Raw genomic sequence first — 17374 nt, 5'->3', positions numbered from 1 at the left:
TTCATGTATATCGGAAACGTAGAAATACACTCCAAACTGTACCTGGCACCCATGGCCGGTGTTACGGATCTGGCCTTCCGCCAGATCTGCCGTGAGCTGGGCGCAGGCATGAGCTGCACAGAGCTGGTCAGTGCCAAGGCTCTGTGCTATCAGGACAAGAAAAGCCGGGGCCTTTTGAAGCTGGCCCCCAACGAAAAGCCCGCCGCTGCCCAGATCTTCGGCAGCGATATCCCCTGCATGGCTGAAGCCGCCGTCATCGCCGCCGAGATATCCGGCGCAGACATTATCGACATCAATATGGGCTGCCCGGTGGGCAAGGTAGTGGCCAACGGTGACGGCTCCGCCCTGATGAAGGACCCAGAGAAGGCTGCCCGACTGGCCGAGGCGGTGGTCAAGGCCAGCCCCGTACCCGTGACGGTGAAAATGCGCCGGGGCTGGGACAAAGGCAGTATCAACGCCGTTGAGTTGTCCAAAATGCTGGAGCAGGCAGGCGTCAGCGCCATTGCCGTCCACGGCCGCACCCGCACCCAAATGTACAGCGGTCAGGCTGACTGGACCACCATCCGCCAGGTGAAGGAAGCGGTATCCGTGCCGGTCATCGCCAACGGCGACATCTTTTCGGCAGAGGACGCCGTCCGCATTTTACAGTTCACCGGTGCGGACATGGCCATGATCGGCCGGGGCTGCTTCGGCAACCCGTGGCTGTTTCAACAGGCCCAGGCAGCGCTGGAGGGCCGTCCCATTCCTCCCCTGCCGCCGCTGGCGGAGCGCTGGGACACCGCCGTGCGGCAGATCGAACTGGCCGTTGCGGACAAGGGCGAGCACATCGCCCTGCTGGAGGCCCGCAAGCAGCTGTGCTGGTACCTTAAGGGTGTCAGCCACGCCAATTACTACAAAGAACAAATCGTCCGCCTGACCACACTGGAGGAACTGTACCGGGTGGCGGCGGGTGTCAGGAGGGATCTGCGATGAACAATGAACAGGACATCCTGCGCCGCGCCCAGCAGGGCGACAGCGAGGCTTTTCGCCTGCTGGTGGAGGCCTATCAGACGCAGGTGTACCGTCTTGCCCTGCGAATGTGCGGCGAAGCGGCGGCAGACGACGTGACACAGGAGGTATTTCTTGCCGCGTGGCGGGCACTGCCGGAGTTCCGCGGCACCTGCCGCTTTTCCACATGGCTCTATCGCCTGACCACCAACGCCGCCATCGACTGGCTCCGCCGGGAGAAGCGCCATCGGGGCATGGACGACGTCACCGAGCTGGAGCTGCCGGACGATGGTCCCAGCCCGCAGGACCAGGCAGAGCAGGCGGAAGCACAGCAGGCCGTCCGCCGTGCGCTGTCCCGGCTGTCAGAGGAGCACCGGCAGGTCCTGCTGCTGCGGTATATGCAGGAGCTGGACTATGCCGAGATCGCCGCGGCGCTGGAGATCAGTGAGGGCACCGTGAAGTCCCGCATCAGCCGGGCCAAGATGCGGCTGCGGGAATTGCTGGACGGCAGCGGGAACCTTTTTGACGGTGGGGCCGTCTTACAGACAGAGATCAGTGAAAGGAGGGAGCAGCCGTGACACAGCAGCCCTTTGACCCGATGGACAAATTACTTCGCGAAGCGCTGGCGAGCGACGCCCTGCCGCCCTCCGACCTGACGGACCGCATTATGGCACAGGTGGAGAGAACGCCTCAGGGCGGCAGCGCCGCCTCCGATTCCAAACGCAATTATAAGAAATGGTTGCTGACCGCCGCCGCATGTCTGGTCATCGTGGGCGCGGCGTTTCCCCTGGCGCTGCAAGGCCGCGCCGGCCGGACCGATCACGCTGCAGATGACGCCGCCCCCGCCGATACGAATGCCGACAACGACATGGTCAGCAGCTACTACGGTGGAAACCGCAGCGATGTGCCAGATGGCGCCGCGCCGTCTGACGGCACCGGCGGATACACCGAGCAGGCACAAAAGAACAACTCCGCACACGACCAACCCTTTGACCCGATGGACAGCGCTCTGGACCATGCGGCCGCGCTGCTGGAGCAGCAGGGCTGTACGCTGGAGGTCCTGGCCCGTGCGGATGATGCGGTGCAGGTGGCCATTGCCGATGCGGACACCCATCCCTCCGGCAATACGGACCTGCTGAAAAATGCCATGGTGGCCTCCGGTTTCGCGCTGGAGGGCGACTGGTATGTGTTGGAACAGGAGGAAACGACCCCGTGAAGCTACACACCAAGCAACTGACCCTCGCGGCGCTGACCGCCGCCGCCTACGCCGTTCTCAGCTATTTCGGCTCTATTTTCGGCATCACCTACGGTCCTATCCAGTGCCGTTTTTCCGAGGCGCTGTGCGTCCTGCCCTTCTTCCTGCCGGAGACGGCCTGGGGTCTGGGCGTGGGCTGCCTGATCGCCAACCTGCTCAGTCCCTACGGCGTGCTGGACATCGTGGTCGGCTCCGCCGCCACCCTGCTGGCCGCCCTGCTGACCGCCCGGTGCCAAAAGAAGTGGCTGGCCCCTCTGCCGCCGGTGATCGCCAACACCGTGCTTATCGGCCTTGTCCTGGCCTATGAGCAAGCGGGTACCTCCGCTGCTTTCTGGCCCACCTACGCCTTCAATGCCCTGACCGTGGGCCTGGGCGAGGCCGTGGCCTGCTATGGCTTGGGCGGCCTGCTGCTGTGGCGGCTGGACAAGAGCAATGCCTTACAGCGCTATTTGCAGAACCGATGAATGAAAAAGCCCTCCGTGAGGAGGGCTTTTTGCCGCAAACGCTGCTCTGCGGACCTGAAATGCACTCCGGGCCGGTTGCAATCCACGGCGCGTTGTGTTACCCTAACACTTACCACGGCGCCCCTCGGGCTCCATTAAAGGACGTATACGTTGTATGAACGAGAGAGATAGAAAAAAACATACCGCCACCTCCCGCCTGGACACCAGTTCTCTGCCCCGCGGCCCGCTGAACTGGGTATTTTTCCCGGCGGCGCTGCTGTACCACGAGCTGCTGCTGCGGGCCTTCGACAGGCAGAGCACCTTCTTTACCGGGACGCTTGTGCTGGTGGTGCTGTTCGCACTGGGCGCAGGACTGTCCTGGAGTCTGCTCATCAATCTGTTCCGTCACCGCCAGGCGGCTACCATCGTCTCTATCGCCGCCACCGCCCTGTGGACGGTGCTGGTGTGCGTGGAGTACTGCTGCCGCAGTTACTTCAAGTCCTACTTCGCCCTGGCGTTCATCGGCAACATGGCCAGCGATGTAGTGGGCGGTTTCGGCGACACGGTCCTGCCGGATGTCGTGCTGCCCCGCCTGCCCTTTATCCTGCTGGCCTTTGTTCCGCTGGCACTGTGCATTCTGCTGCGCCGGCGCATCGTCACCGAGCAGCGCATGGGCCGCTGGTCCCTGCTGTTCCTGCTGGTCGTATGCCTGCTGTTCGGCGGCATCGGCAGCGGCCTGGCCCGCTGGGGCACCTATCACGACGCCTACACCTACAACTTCACCACCGACACCGGCGTGACCCACTTCGGGCTCAACGCCAGTGTCCGTCTGGAGATCACCTACGCCATTTTCGGGCACCCCAGTCCCCGGCTGCCGGACACTGGCACGAACGCAGATGTACCGGATAACACCCCTGTTGTCACAACGCCGGTGGTCTACGGCGAAAATACCATGAACATCGATTTTGCCGCCCTGGCAGAGAACGCCTCCAGCAGCACCGTGGCCCGTATGTCCGACTACTTCGGCTCGCTGACGCCCTCCAAGCAGAACGCGTACACCGGTATGTTCCAGGGCAAGAACCTCATTCTTTTCACCGCCGAGTCCTTTTCTCCCTGGTTCATCAGTGAGGAGCTGACGCCTACCCTCTACCGTCTGACCCACGAGGGCTTCGTGTTCGACAATTTCTATCAGCCCGGCTGGGGCCAATCTACCACCGGCGGCGAGTACGCGGTGATGACCGGTCTGCTCCCCACGTGGGTCAACGGCAATGTCAGCTTCTACGCCACAGCCAACAACAGTATGCCCTTTGCCCTGGGCAATCAGTTCCGGGCTCTGGGCTACACCACCGCCGCCTACCACAACAATATCTACAACTACTACCGCCGGGACAAAACCCATCCCAACCTTGGTTACGACTATCAAGGTCAGGGCAACGGTCTGCAGCTGACCGAGGACGGCAGCTGGCCCTACTCCGATCTGGAGATGATTCAGAACACCATCACGCAGTATATTGACGCCTATGTACAGAACGGCACACCCTTCCATACCTACTACATGACCGTCAGCGGCCACGGCGGCTACGGATGGGGCCACGCCATGGCCGCCAAAAACCGTGCCAAGGCTCAGGCCGCCTATCCCAACGCCTCCCCCCAGGTCCAGGCCTATGTGGCCGCCAACCTGGAGCTGGAGAACGCACTGACCTACCTGGTAAACGCGCTGGAGCAGGCCGGTATTGCCGGCGACACCGTCATCTGCCTGGCCGCCGACCACTACCCCTACCTGCTGTCAGAGACAGACACGGACTATTACAACGAGCTGCGGGGCTTTACAGACTCGGAGCGTGACACCTCCCGCTACCGCAATGCGCTGATCCTCTGGTGCGGCGGCATGGAGGAAGCTGTTACCGTATCCGAACCGTGCAGTGCCGTGGACATCGTGCCCACGCTGAGCAATCTGTTCGGACTGGAATATGACTCCCGTCTGCTGTCCGGCCGGGACGTACTGGATCAGGACTACGACCCCGCCGATGCCTACGGCAGTATCCCGCTGGTGATCTTGCCCACTGCTGCCGGCAACAGCTGGGCCACCGCCGCCGGCGTGTATGAGTCCTCTACCCGCACCTTCACCGCCAACCCCGGCGTCACGGTGCCGGAGGGCTATGTCAACGCCATCAACGACCGTGTGTCCCTGCAATACTACTACGCGGAACTGCTGGTGACCTATGACTATTACGCCATTGCCCTGGGAGACCGTGCCCCCAACGCGCCGCAGCTCCCCACCCCCACCCCGGCGGAGGATATGACGCCGGAGGAAACACTGGAGCAGCCGGACTACATAGAACCGGAGACATAAGCAGCGAGCGCCGTCCTGTCGGACGGCGCTCGTTTTCCTATGTACTCAGCGGCTGCCCGCGCCGCCCGCCGTTGTCTCCGCGCCGGATCTCGCATCTCCCCCGGATACCGGCTTCGCCGCGGCCGCCGCAGATATGGGACGTCCACCGTTCTCACCGCCAACGCCGAACAGCTCATACACCATGCGGCGCAGGATATAGCGCCTGTGCTCACGCTTATACCGTTCCATTTCCGTTGTTATACCCCCATTTCTCCGCCGCCCGGCTGGCGGTAGGCACTCTGCTGTCTGCCATTATAACACCGCATACGGTCGAAGCGCGGCGGAACACGTCTGCTGCCGCCGCCATCTTCGTCACAACGGGCGAAAGCGCCCCATCTGGAGCGCTTTCGTTCTTTCTGTACACCAAATTCGTCAATGCCGACCCACGCGGTCCCAGTCCGCCTCGTTTTCGTACAGAAGGCGGGTCCCCTCCAGATACTGGGAGTCCATCGGGTTACTGATAGATACCGCCGCCTTATACTTCTCCAGTGCACGGCGGGATTTCTCCGGCGGCTGCACAGTGCCGGCACCGGCAATACACCCGCCGGGGCAGGCCATGCCCTCCAGCAGATAGCCGTCATACTTGCCCGTCCGGGCGATACGCAGCATCCGCCGGCACTCGTTCAGCCCCTCCGCGGCGGCGGTCTTGACCGCCACCTCCGGGTGCAGGCGGTGGATCACCTCCTCCACCGCCTTGGCCACGCCGCCGCCGGCGGCAAAGCCTACGCCGGGGGCACTGGCCTCATAGTGGGAGGGCAGATCGGGGATCTGGCTGAAATCGATTCCCTTGGCCTCAAACATTCCCCTCAGCTCCTCGAAGGTGATGACAAAATCCACATCACTGCGGACACTGCGGCGGCTGGCCTCCAGCTTTTTGGCGGCGCAGGGACCGATAAAGACGACGCGGCACCCGGGACGCCGGCGCTTCTGCAGCCGCGCTGTCAGCACCATAGGCGTCATGGTCATGGAGATATACGGCGCAAAGCCGGGGAACTCCTTTTTGGCCATCACAGACCATGCCGGACAACAGGAGGTCGCCATAAATGGCTGCTTCTCCGGCACCATACGCAAAAACTCCTCGGCTTCCTCCACCGCGCACAGATCGGCGCCCACGGCCACCTCCTCCAGCGCGGCGAACCCCAGCTGCTGCATAGCGGCCTTGATCTGCCCCGGCGTTACATTGTCTCCGAACTGGCCCCAGAAGGCCGGCGCGATCACCGCCACCACCTCGTCGCCCCGACGGATGGCGTGGATCAGTTGGAACAGCTGTCCCTTATCCACGATCGCTCCGAAGGGGCAATTCACCAGGCACATACCGCAGTTGACGCACTTGTCATAGTCGATCTTGGCGTGGCCGTACTCATCCTGGCCAATGGCATTCATGCCGCAGGCCTCCTGGCAAGGCCGGGTAAACTTGATGATGGCGTGGTAAGAGCAGGCATCCCGGCATTTGCCGCACTTGATGCACTTATCCTGGTCGATATGCGCCTGTCCGCGTTCGATAGCAACGGCCCCCTTATGGCAGGCATTCTGGCAATGGCGGGCCAGACAGCCCTGGCAGGCATTCGTGACCTCATAGTGAGTAGGCGTGCAGCCGTTACAGGCGTATTTTATGATGTTCACCAGCGGAGGATCGTAGTACTTCTCCGCGATGGCACTCTCCTCCACCCCGTCGCTGAGCAGGCTGTGCTCCGCCACCGGCCGCAGGGGCAGGCCCATAGCCAGCCGTATGCGCTCGCCTACGATAGCCCGTTCCAGAAAGATGGACTCCCGTTGGTTTCCCACCTCACCGGGAACGATCTTGTAGGGCAGCTTTTCCATGCGGCGGTAGTCTCCGCCCTCATAGGCCAGCCGCGCCACCTCGGCAAACACTTGCTTACGCATATCCGCGATGGAGCATTTAAAGTTTCTCATAGGTACACTTTTCCTCCGAAACCCCCAGTCTTTTGTTACCATTATAACAAATTCATTATGGAAAACAATGTGCAGTTGCGAGAATTTCTATCGCCGCGCGAATGTTTCCTCATGCAACCTGCACAGCCTTCCGCCACAGCCGTTAAGGCGTTGTTAAGATGCCTTTTATCTCCGGTCCCGCAGGGCCTCCTCCAGCTTGTGCAGCGCCTTTTTTTCAATACGGGACACATAGCTGCGGCTGATACCGTAATGGAGCGCCACCTGCCGCTGTGTCTGGGGCAAATGGCCGTCCAGGCCGTAGCGCCGCCGCAGAACATCCGCCTCCCGAGGGGTCAGCTCCCGGGCCAGCAGCTGATGCAGCAGACGTCTGTCCTCCTTGCTTTGCAGCTCCTCCAGCATGGTGTCCTCTTCTCCCACCACATCGCCCAAATACAATGCGTCACCCTCCGGCCCCGTGTCCAGCGCCTCGTTCAGCGACACCTCCCCCTGCAATTTTTTCTGTCCCCGGAAGTACATTAGTATCTCATTTTCTATACAACGAGCGGCGTAGGTGGCCAGCTTGATTCCCTTGTCAGGGCGGAAGGTATTGACCGCCTTGATAAGCCCGATCGTTCCGATGGAGATCAGGTCCTCCTGGTCAGTGGACTGCGTGTAATACTTCTTGATGATGTGGGCCACCAGGCGCAGATTGTGCTCCACCAGTATATTCCGGGCCTCCAAATCTCCGGCGGCACAGCGCTCCAGGCACTCCCTCTCCCGGGCAGCAGACAGGGGCTTGGGGAAGGACCCGGCGCTACCGGTCAGGTGCAGGGACAAAAACAGGCTGTTGCACAGCAGCAACAGTGCAGCAGACAGCATACGCATCGCTCCTTTCACAACACCCTATGCCCTATGGGAATGTCCCTATACAAAAAGAACACGGACGGCAGCGTCGTCCGTGTTACAGTTCCTCCTCCGGAAGGGCCTCACCCTCCTCGCCATTGCCGAAGGCAATGGCCGTCCTGCCGTATTTTTGGCGGATAGCGTCCACGGCCTCCTCCAGCTGCTCCTGCCGCTGACCGCAGGCCTGAGCGGTACTGTCCAGCAGATCCAACTGTTGGAAAGTGCTGCACGTCTCGGTGACGTACAGCGCCGTTACGGTCATGGAGCGAAGGCGGGCAGGCGGCTTCCACAGCTGCCGGGCCAGGTCCGCAGCCGCACGGTAAATATCCCGGACCAGATGGGTAGGCGCGTCCAAGCGGGTCTGGCGGCTGAATGTTTTGAACGATACGTCTTTCAGCGTCACGCTGACGCCGCCGGCATACAGGCCGTGGCGGCGCAGGCGGGCGGCCACACTGTCGCACAGAGGCATCAAGCCGGCGCAGATCTGTTCCCAGCGCACCAGGTCATCGGGGAAGGTAGTGCCGTTGCCCACGGACTTGACCGGATCGGCGGCGTGGCGTGGCTTAACAGGGCTTTTGTCAAGACCGTTGGCGTATTCCCACAGCTGGCGGCCCATCTTTCCCAGCAGCTGCTCGGGCATGGCGGGATCGCAGGCGGCCAACTGACCGATGGTTTCTATACCGTATTTTTTCAGGGTCTGGGTGGCGGCGCGGCCGGCGTACAACAGGTTGCCCAGCGGCTGCGGCCAAACGATATTTTGCCACCCGTCTATCGGAATGACCGTTGTAGCGTCCGGTTTTTTCATATCGCTGCCCAGCTTGGCAAACACTTTATTGAACGAAACTCCCACAGAAATTGTTAATCCTGTCTCATTTTTTACTGTTTTTCGAATTTTATTGGCCAGTTTTTCCGCGTCGCCGCCGAAGAGGTGGAGGCTGCCGGTGACATCCAGCCAGCTCTCGTCGATCCCAAAGGGCTCGATCAGGTCGGTGAAGCGCTCGTAGATGTCGTTGACGCGGACGGACCACATTTTATACAGGTCGTGATGGGGCGGCAGAAGTACGAGGCCGGGGCACTTCTTTTTGGCCTGCCAGACCGTCTCAGCCGTTTGTATTCCGTACTTTTTGGCGGGTTCGTTCTTGGCCAGAATGATGCCGTGGCGGGTCTTCGGGTCGCCGCAGACGGCCACCGGGACCTCCCACAAAGCGGGCTTGTCCAGCAGCTCCACAGAGGCGTAAAAGCTGTTCAGATCACAGTGCAGTATGATGCGCTCTCCCATGCTTTTCACCTCCCGGCACAGCAAATTTCTTTGGCAGTATATGATACAATGTCTGTACCTTTTCTATACTTTCTTCACACTTTTTATGCGCTCCTCATGCGCCTTTTCATGCACCTTTTATGCGCTGTTGGGTCAGGTTCTTTTTCTCTTCCTTCCAGCCCCCCTTTTCGGGGCCAAAAACGAAGGCCCGGACGGTCGTCTTCATGTGCGCCCCCTGCACAGGGGGCGCACATGGGGACTGCTCAATAGCCGATCCGGCGGTCCACCAGACGCAGGGGCTTCTCACCCCGACCGTAGCGCTCCAGGTCCTCACAGAAAAGCTGCACGTTTCGATCGCGGGTGTAGCCCAGGCTCATCTGACCGGAGATGTGGGGGGTGATGAGCAGGTTCTTCGCCGTCCAGGCCGGGTCGCCGGCGGGGATGGGCTCTTGCTCAAACACATCCAGAGCCGCGCCGGCGAGACGGTCGTGGTTCAGGGCGTCCAGAAGGGCGGCCTGGTCGATGGCGCTGCCGCGGCCCACGTTGACCACATAGGCGGTCTTCGGCAGCAGGGCGAGGCGCGCCGCGGAGAGAAACCCCTTCGTCTCACCGGTGGCGGGCAGGGCCAGGGCCAGGATATCCGTATCCGGCAGGAGGGCGTCCAGCTCGTCGTTGGTATGGATCTCGTCAAAGGCGAGGTCGGCGGCCTTTTTGGTGCGGCGGACACCGCGGACGGCGGCAGCACCCATGGCCTTGGCGCGGCGGGCGAACTCGGTGCCGATATCGCCGGTGCCGACGATGGTGATGGTGCTGCCCATAATGGAGCGCATGGGAAGCACACGGCCCCAGCGGCCGGCGGCCTGGTCGGCGCAGTAGGCCGGGGCGTGGCGCAGGAGCATCAGCGTGACCATGACCATGTGCTCGGCGATGGTGACACCGTAGGCGCCGGAGGAGTTGGACAGCATGACCTCGGGAGAGGGATACAGGCTGTCGTCCAGATAAGCGTCCACGCCGGCAAAGCTGCCGCAGAACCACTTGAGGTTCACGAAGTCCTTTAATTCACCGGGCTTGGGCATACCGTAGATGACCTCATAGTCACCCCGCTTGTCCGCGGGGACGGCGGCGGGGGCCGCGTAGTAGTCCACGGTGAAGCCGGCGCGGGCCGCTGTCTCGTCGATGAGCCGGCGGTGCTTGGGCTCGGTGAAGCTGTCATAGATGGCGATCTTTCTCATGTTGTATATACCTCCAGGAGTTTTTCCGCGCAGCGCATTCCGTCGGCGGCAGCGGAGAGGATGCCGCCGGCATAGCCGGCCCCCTCGCCGCAGGGGAATATGCCGCGTATATTGGCTTCATAGTGCGCGTTACGCACCAGGCGCACCGGGGAGGACGAGCGCGTCTCCACGCCGGTGAGCAGGGCGTCCGGGTCATCGTAGCCCCGAAGCTGACGGCCCAGGACCGGCAGGGCCAGGGCCAGCGTCTCGCCGATAAAATCCGGCAGACAGCGGCGCAGGTCGGTATAGACCACGCCGGGGCGGTAGCTGGGGCGCACGATCCCCGGTCCGGCGGAGGGACGGCCTGTCAGAAAGTCCGCCACCCGCTGGCAGGGGGCGGCAAAGCCGCCGGTGAGGGCGTAGGCCGCCGTCTCCAGCTGCCGCTGGAGGGCAATTCCTGCAAGGGGATGGTCCGAGGGGAAATCCGCCGGCGTGACATTCACCAGCAGCGCGCCGTTGATGTTCTCCCCATCACGGGCATAGACGCTCATGCCGTTGGTTACGGTGCGCCCCGGCTCGGAGGCGGCGGCCACCACCTGACCGCCGGGGCAGACGCAGAAGCTGAAGGCGCTGCGGCCGTTGGGCAGGTGGCAGGACAGCTTGTAGGTGCTGGGGGGCAAGGCCGGGTGGCCCGCCAGAGAACGGTACTGGGCGGCATCGATGGCCGACTGGCGGTGCTCGATGCGGACACCCATGGCGAAGGGCTTGGGCTCCATATACAGTCCGACGCGATGCAACATTTCAAAGGTATCCCGGGCGCTGTGACCCAGGGCCAGGAGCACATGGCGGGCGGGCAGGTCATAGGTCTGCCCGTTCTGGCAGACGGTGACGGCGCTGACCGCGCCGTCCTGTATCCGTATATGCTCCAGCCGGGCGTTGAAGCGTATGTCCGCCCCGGCCGCCTCCAGCTCCTGCCGCAGGGCCTGCAGGGCGATGTGGAGCTTGTCGGTGCCCACATGGGGCTTGGCGTCGGTCAAAATGGTATCCGGTGCGCCGCAGCGGACCAACGTCTCCAGAATGAAGCGGTGGCGCAGATCCTTCGTACCGGTGTTCAGCTTGCCGTCAGAAAAGGCGCCGGCGCCGCCCTCGCCGAACTGGACATTGCTGTCCGGGTCCAGCGGGCCGCCGGACCAGAAGCGCTCAACGTCCGCCTGACGGTGTTCTACCGGCCGGCCGCGCTCCAATAGAATAGGGCGTGCGCCGCAGCGGGCCAGCACCAGGGCAGCGAACAGGCCCGCCGGTCCCGCGCCCACCACGATGGGCCGGACCGCCGGGGCCGTCACCGGCGGCGGCAGGAAGTATACTTCCTGTTTATAGACGGATATGCGCTTATCGCGGCAGCGGCGCAGGACCTGGGCCTCGTTTTTTACAGAGACGGACACCGTGTAGACAAGGGTCAGGTCTTCGCGGGCGTCAATGGCCTTTCGCAGAACGGTGCAGGCGGTGATGTCCGCCGGAGCCACGCGGAGCAGCTTGGCGCACCGGGCGCGCAGGAGCGTCTCCTGCTGGCCGGGGTGCAGGCGCAGTTGGTCGATACGGAGCATGGGTGCGTCTCCTTTTTATAGGATCGGGTGGGGGTTCGCCGCCGCGGCGGCGAGTTGGCTTTCCCCTGGCGGGGAGGCGGCCTCCGGCGGCCACATTTCTTTCTGCGAAGAAAGAAATGTGGGAAAGAAAGTCGCTTAGACCTACGGTCTAAGGACCCCTTGGCGCGGGGCGGGTAAGTGCAAATTTGGCGGTGTGTACTCGCGCATGAAGTGCAGTGGGTAACATTGTCGGTTCAGGGATCGCTTGTACCGCTTGCGCCGCTGCCGCTGACAGCGGTGAGGGTAGGGGTTGGTGCGCTGGTCGTTTTTGGCGATTATCAAATCGCGCCTTTGCCGCCGCAAGGCGGCAAAGGTAGGTGTGCCCGTTGGGCACAGAATATAATTATTTCTTAGCCTGCGACACGGCAGAACGAATAATTTTTACCATAGTAGCAGGCAGCGGCAGCGGAAAGCTGTGCTGGCACAGTCGGGGGACCGACAACGATCAGGAAAACGCCGGTTACGTGAGGGAAAGCGCGGGTGGCAGTGAACAGGCGTAGCGCGCTGAGGAAGTGCAGAAACGCAGTTTCTGCCGGCGTTCTTTCCCCCCATTTCTTCCGCTGTTGGAAGAAATGGGGCCGTCGGAGACAAAGAAAGCGCTCGCGCCGGGGCGCGAAATAGCCCCTGCGGCGGGTACGGGGGGGGCTTTACGCCGCTGCGCGGCGACACCTCATTCGCCACGGCTTCGCCGTGCCACCTGTCTCCCTGCGGGTCGGTCGGTTCGCGGATCTGACACGCCACCGGCGTGTCATTCAACACCGCGGACCCATCAAGGGGAAGGCTTGGCGCCTGCGGGCGGGTGTTCAAAGAAAGTTCACGGTTTTTCTGCAAAACTTAAAGGTAGAATTAAGGAAAGCGAGTATGCTATAAAACAGAAAGAGCAATGAGCCCCTTCGAAGCAGGCACCCTTCTTCATGTCTGCTTCCTCCATCATACCACGCTTTCCCCTCGGCGGCAAGATGGGAGAGCGCTCCTTATACGAAACTGCGACACAGGAGGTCATTACGATGTATAACGACGAATTCAACAACAACGATATGTACCGCTTCACCAACCGGGAGGTGCCCCGCGACGACTACGCGCCCGCACCCCGGCAGGAGAACACGTATACCGCGCCGGTGAGGAAGCAGGGCTTCTTCCACAGGACGTGGGTAAAGGTCACAGCGCTGGTGCTGGCCTGCGCCGTGGTGGGCGGCGCGGCAGGCTACGGCGGCGCGGCGCTGGCAGGCGGCAGCACCTCCGGCGGCAAGACCACCATCAATGAGAGTGACCGCACGGCCACTGCCGTGCAGATCAAGAAGGTGGACGGCAAGACGAAGATGCAGCCCGCCGAGGTCTATGCCTCCACGGTAAACTCCACCGTGTCCATCAACTGCTCCACCACCACCAACGTGTTCGGTCAAACCACCCAGTCCGCCTCCAGCGGCAGCGGCTTCATCATCAGTCAGGACGGCTACATCGTCACCAACTACCATGTGATCAGCGGCGCCTCCTCCGTGAAGGTGACGCTGTATAACGGCGACACCTACGATGCCACCGTCATCGGCGGCGACAGCGACTACGATGTGGCGGTGCTGAAGATCAACGCCGCCGGGCTGACCCCCGTGACATTGGGCAACAGCGCCGATGTGAACGTGGGCGACTCCGTGCTGGCCATCGGCAATCCCCTGGGCGAGCTGACGTTCTCCATGAGCGGCGGCTATGTGTCCAGCTGCAACCGCGCCATCAACGTGGACGGCACCCCCTTCAACATGATCCAGGTGGACTGCTCCATCAACCCCGGCAACTCCGGCGGCCCCCTGATGAACCTGTACGGCGAGGTGGTGGGCATCGTGTCCGCCAAGTACTCCACCTACTCCTCCACCACGGTGGAGGGTCTGGGCTTCGCCATTCCCATTGACGATGTGAAGTCCATCATAACCGACATCATGGAGAACGGCGCCGTCACCGGCAAGGCATACATGGCCGTGACCGTGGGCACCATGAACTCCCAGATGGCCGCTCAGTACAGCATCGACATCGATCAGGGCGTGTTCGTCTACTCCGTCGTCAAGGGCGGCGCCGGCGACAAGGCCGGCCTGCGCCTGGGCGACGTGATCACCAAGATGGGCGACACCACGCTGACCAGCCGTCAGGATCTGTCCGCGGCGCTGAAGAGCTACCGCGCCGGCGACACCGCCACCCTGACCGTGTTCCGCGACGGCAGCTACATCACCACCGACATCACCTTCGACCAACAGCCCCAGATCACCGGCACCGACACGGAGGAGGACACCTCCTCTCAGGGCGGTAATAACGGCGGTTACAGCGGCCAGATCCCCGAGAACTGGCAGGAGTTTTATAACTACTTCTTCGGCAACCGGGGCTGATACCGGCCCGGGAACAGCGGCATAACTGACCACTATGCCGCCAAGATACCACGATCTTCTTCACATTCTTCATGTTTCCCAGCACACATTCGCTTCCCCCGCACCGTCCCTGCCGGAGCTACCCCGCCGGCGGGGACGGTTTTTTGCGCGGTTGCAAGGCGTTGACAGATATGGTATAATTCTTTATTGGTATACTATGTGGAAAAATGAGGAAACGACTATGGAAGTAACACAGGGCGCACCGTTTGAGAGCTTTGGCCTGTCAGAGGCCACCATGCGCGCCATACGAAATAAGCACTACACCGTCAGCACCCCCGTGCAGGCCGGGTGCATCCCCCCCATGCTGGCGGGGAAGGACGTGATCGCCAAGGCTCCCACCGGCACGGGCAAGACCATGGCCTTCGGCATCCCCATCATCGAGCGCATCGACCGGGAGAGTGAGGAGGTGCAGGCGGTCATTCTGGCACCCACGCGGGAGCTGGCCATGCAGATCACCGACGAGATGCGGGACATCGCCGTGTGCCACGAGGGCGTTCGGCTGGTATGTCTGTACGGCGGACAGCCCATTGGCAAGCAGATCGACGCACTGAAGCGGCGGCCCCAAATCGTGGTGGCCACGCCGGGGCGGCTGAGCGACCACATGAAGCGGCGGACCGTGAATTTGAAGAGCGTGCAGACGGTGGTGCTGGACGAGGCGGACCGGATGCTGGATATGGGCTTTATCCACGACGTGACGCGTATTCTGGACAAGATCCCCAGCCGGAAAAACCTGGGGATGTTCTCCGCCACCATCTCGCGGGAGGTGATGGACATCTCATGGGTATACCAGCGGGACCCGGAGGAGATCACGGTGCAGGCCACCAAGGAAAACAAGCCGGACATTTTGCAGTACCGGCTGGAGGTTCCCTCCGACGGGAAGGTGGACGCCATTGCGAAGATACTGGCGCATGAGAACTATGACCGGGTGATCTGCTTCTGCAACACCAAGGGCAGCACGGAGCGGCTGACAAAATTTTTACAGATGCGGGGCGTGGACGCCCAGTGCATCCATGGCGACATTCCCCAGCGCAAGCGGGAGGAGGTCATGCAGCGGTTCCGGGACGGAAAGCTGCGGGTGTTCGTGGCCACGGACGTGGCCAGCCGGGGCATCGACGTGGACGATGTGGACGCGGTGTTCAACTATGAGGTGCCGGAGGAGAACGAGTATTACATCCACCGCATCGGCCGGACGGGACGGGCCAAGAAGCACGGCGTGGCGTACACGCTGCTCAGCGACTTCCCCAGCCGGCTGCGGCTGGACAACATCGCGCGGAACACGCGGAGCACCATCGTGCCCGCCGTGCTGGGCGAGGACGGCAGTGTGACTGTCGGCGAGAAATGAGAAAAGAGCGCACTTCAGCAGGCGGGTCCTTTTTTACGGAACGGCAGCAGGTGGGCGCCGTTGGGCCGCGCGGGTTGCTATTTCGCGCGGTGTGTGGTACAATATACACATATAGCCGCAAAATCCCGAAAAGGAGCGAAGATAATGAACGAAGAGTTGAAGAATATCCTCTCCCGCGTGGACCACACGCTGCTGGCACAAGGTGCCACCTGGAATGAGATCAAGGCCATCTGCGACGACGGCATCAAGTACGGCTGTGCCAGCGTCTGCATCCCCGCCAGCTATGTGAAGCAGGCGGCGGAATATGTGGACGGCAAGATCGCCGTCTGCACCGTTATCGGCTTCCCCAACGGCTACGACACCACCGCCGCCAAGTGCTTCGAGGCTGCCGACGCTGTGAAAAACGGTGCGTCCGAGGTGGACATGGTCATCAACATCGGTTGGGTGAAGGACGGCCTGTACGACAAGGTGCTGGATGAGATCCGCCAGATCAAGGCCGCCTGCGGCGGTAAGCTGCTGAAGGTCATCATCGAGACTTGCCTGCTGACGGACGCGGAGAAGATCGAGATGTGCCGCGTGGTGTCCGAGTCCGGCGCGGACTATATCAAGACGTCCACCGGCTTCGGCGGCGGCGGGGCTACCCGTGAGGACGTAGCTCTGTTCAAAAAGCATGTCGCTCCCCATGTGAAGATCAAGGCCGCCGGCGGCATCGCAGATCTCAACGACGCCCGCGACTTCATCGCACTGGGTGCCGACCGTCTGGGCACCAGCCGCATCGTCAAGGCCGTGAAGGCCATGGAACAGTAAATATAAGGAGGAACCACTATGCCGACTCCCCACAATAACGCCAACAAGGGCGATTTCGCCAAGACCGTTCTCATGCCCGGCGATCCGCTGCGGGCCAAGTTCATTGCCGAGACGTTCCTCACCGAGCCGAAGCTGGTGAACAACGTCCGCGGTGTGCAGGGCTATACCGGCACGTACAAGGGCGTGCCGGTGTCCGTCATGGCCAGCGGCATGGGCATCCCGTCCATCGGCATCTATTCCTACGAGCTGTACACCCAGTATGATGTGGAGAACATTATCCGCGTGGGCAGCGCCGGTGCCATGCGTGCCGACCTGGAGCTGGGCAGCGTGGTGGCCGGCCAGGGCGCCTGCACCAATTCCGACTTTGCCAGCCAGTATGAGCTGGGCGGCTCCTTCGCCCCTATCTGCGATTTTGACCTGCTGATGGCCGCCGTGGAGAGCGCCAGGGAGCTGGGCGTCAAGATGCCCGTGGGCAACCTGTATTCCTCCGACACGTTCTATGACGCCGCCGGGCGCAACATGCGCTTCGCCAAGATGGGCGTTATGGCCGTGGAGATGGAGGCCGCCGGTCTGTACTGCACCGCCGCCTATACCGGCAAGCGGGCGCTGGCCATCTGCTCCATCTCCGACAACCTGGTCAACGGCACCGAGCTGTCCGCCGATGAGCGCCAGACCACCTTCACCAATATGATGAAGATCGCGCTGGAGGCGGCGGTCAAGATGGCCGCAAGGGAATAAGCGTTTGTGTGACAGCACAGGGTGTAATGCTCTGTGCTGTCGTTATCAACAGCACATTTGTGCGTTTTGTAGAAACAAAGTGTAAATTTTTGAT

At 62.0% G+C, this 17374-nt stretch carries 15 protein-coding genes; 9 read left to right on the top strand and 6 right to left on the bottom strand.

Annotated elements, in window-relative coordinates:
- Positions 1–3 precede the first annotated feature (3 nt).
- From dusB to ACOMDU_RS03425, 5 genes are all read left to right on the top strand, one after another.
- A complete protein-coding gene (dusB, locus tag ACOMDU_RS03445; RefSeq protein ID WP_421129047.1) occupies positions 4–972 on the top strand; it encodes a tRNA dihydrouridine synthase DusB in 969 nt (322 codons plus the stop codon).
- On the top strand, positions 969–1565 hold the full coding sequence (locus ACOMDU_RS03440; protein ID WP_421129046.1) for an RNA polymerase sigma factor: 597 nt from the start codon (positions 969–971) through the stop codon (positions 1563–1565). The genes dusB and ACOMDU_RS03440 overlap by 4 nt, the downstream gene beginning before the upstream one ends.
- Positions 1562–2203 carry a hypothetical protein gene (locus tag ACOMDU_RS03435; protein WP_421129044.1) on the top strand — a complete coding sequence of 214 codons (642 nt, stop codon included), beginning with the start codon at positions 1562–1564 and terminating at the stop codon, positions 2201–2203. Before ACOMDU_RS03440 ends, ACOMDU_RS03435 begins: the two co-directional genes overlap by 4 nt.
- On the top strand, positions 2200–2706 hold the full coding sequence (locus tag ACOMDU_RS03430) for a QueT transporter family protein (RefSeq protein WP_421129043.1): 507 nt from the start codon (positions 2200–2202) through the stop codon (positions 2704–2706). Before ACOMDU_RS03435 ends, ACOMDU_RS03430 begins: the two co-directional genes overlap by 4 nt.
- A 154-nt stretch (positions 2707–2860) precedes the next feature.
- Positions 2861–5038 (top strand): LTA synthase family protein, encoded by a 2178-nt coding sequence (locus tag ACOMDU_RS03425; protein WP_421129042.1) that lies wholly within the window; start codon positions 2861–2863, stop codon positions 5036–5038.
- A gap of 45 nt (positions 5039–5083) precedes the next feature.
- On the opposite strand, the gene ACOMDU_RS03420 is transcribed toward ACOMDU_RS03425, so the two are convergent.
- From ACOMDU_RS03420 to ACOMDU_RS03395, 6 genes are all read right to left on the bottom strand, one after another.
- Positions 5084–5266, bottom strand: coding sequence for a hypothetical protein (locus tag ACOMDU_RS03420; protein WP_421129041.1), 183 nt, complete (start codon positions 5264–5266; stop codon positions 5084–5086).
- Between the two features lie 183 nt (positions 5267–5449).
- Positions 5450–6991, bottom strand: a complete 1542-nt coding sequence (locus ACOMDU_RS03415) for a 4Fe-4S dicluster domain-containing protein (protein WP_421129040.1) — start codon at positions 6989–6991, stop codon at positions 5450–5452.
- 165 nt (positions 6992–7156) lie between these two features.
- Entirely contained in the window at positions 7157–7849 is a 693-nt protein-coding gene (sigK, locus tag ACOMDU_RS03410; RefSeq protein WP_421129039.1) for an RNA polymerase sporulation sigma factor SigK, read from the bottom strand.
- 82 nt (positions 7850–7931) lie between these two features.
- The gene (dinB, locus tag ACOMDU_RS03405) at positions 7932–9152 is read right to left on the bottom strand and encodes a DNA polymerase IV (RefSeq protein ID WP_421129038.1); all 1221 of its coding nucleotides are present in this window, start codon (positions 9150–9152) and stop codon (positions 7932–7934) included.
- Between the two features lie 242 nt (positions 9153–9394).
- A complete protein-coding gene (locus ACOMDU_RS03400) occupies positions 9395–10363 on the bottom strand; it encodes a D-2-hydroxyacid dehydrogenase (protein ID WP_421129037.1) in 969 nt (322 codons plus the stop codon).
- The gene (locus tag ACOMDU_RS03395; RefSeq protein WP_421129036.1) at positions 10360–11946 is read right to left on the bottom strand and encodes an NAD(P)/FAD-dependent oxidoreductase; all 1587 of its coding nucleotides are present in this window, start codon (positions 11944–11946) and stop codon (positions 10360–10362) included. Before ACOMDU_RS03395 ends, ACOMDU_RS03400 begins: the two co-directional genes overlap by 4 nt.
- Positions 11947–12992: 1046 nt before the next feature.
- Between ACOMDU_RS03395 and ACOMDU_RS03390 the strand changes: the two genes are divergently transcribed.
- The 4 genes from ACOMDU_RS03390 (at position 12993) to deoD (ending at position 17280) form a co-directional block, all read left to right on the top strand.
- Positions 12993–14354, top strand: coding sequence for a S1C family serine protease (locus tag ACOMDU_RS03390; RefSeq protein WP_421129035.1), 1362 nt, complete (start codon positions 12993–12995; stop codon positions 14352–14354).
- Between the two features lie 220 nt (positions 14355–14574).
- Positions 14575–15735 carry a DEAD/DEAH box helicase gene (locus ACOMDU_RS03385; protein ID WP_421129034.1) on the top strand — a complete coding sequence of 387 codons (1161 nt, stop codon included), beginning with the start codon at positions 14575–14577 and terminating at the stop codon, positions 15733–15735.
- Between the two features lie 144 nt (positions 15736–15879).
- The gene (gene deoC, locus ACOMDU_RS03380; RefSeq protein ID WP_421129032.1) at positions 15880–16542 is read left to right on the top strand and encodes a deoxyribose-phosphate aldolase; all 663 of its coding nucleotides are present in this window, start codon (positions 15880–15882) and stop codon (positions 16540–16542) included.
- A gap of 18 nt (positions 16543–16560) precedes the next feature.
- Entirely contained in the window at positions 16561–17280 is a 720-nt protein-coding gene (gene deoD / locus ACOMDU_RS03375) for a purine-nucleoside phosphorylase (RefSeq protein ID WP_421129031.1), read from the top strand.
- The last annotated feature ends 94 nt before the right edge of the window (positions 17281–17374 follow it).

Source organism: Vescimonas sanitatis (genome assembly GCF_049060325.1).
Classification (GTDB): domain Bacteria; phylum Bacillota; class Clostridia; order Oscillospirales; family Oscillospiraceae; genus Vescimonas; species Vescimonas sanitatis.
The sequence above is the reverse complement of the archived record's forward strand: the minus strand, read 5'-3'. Positions and strand labels throughout refer to the sequence as shown.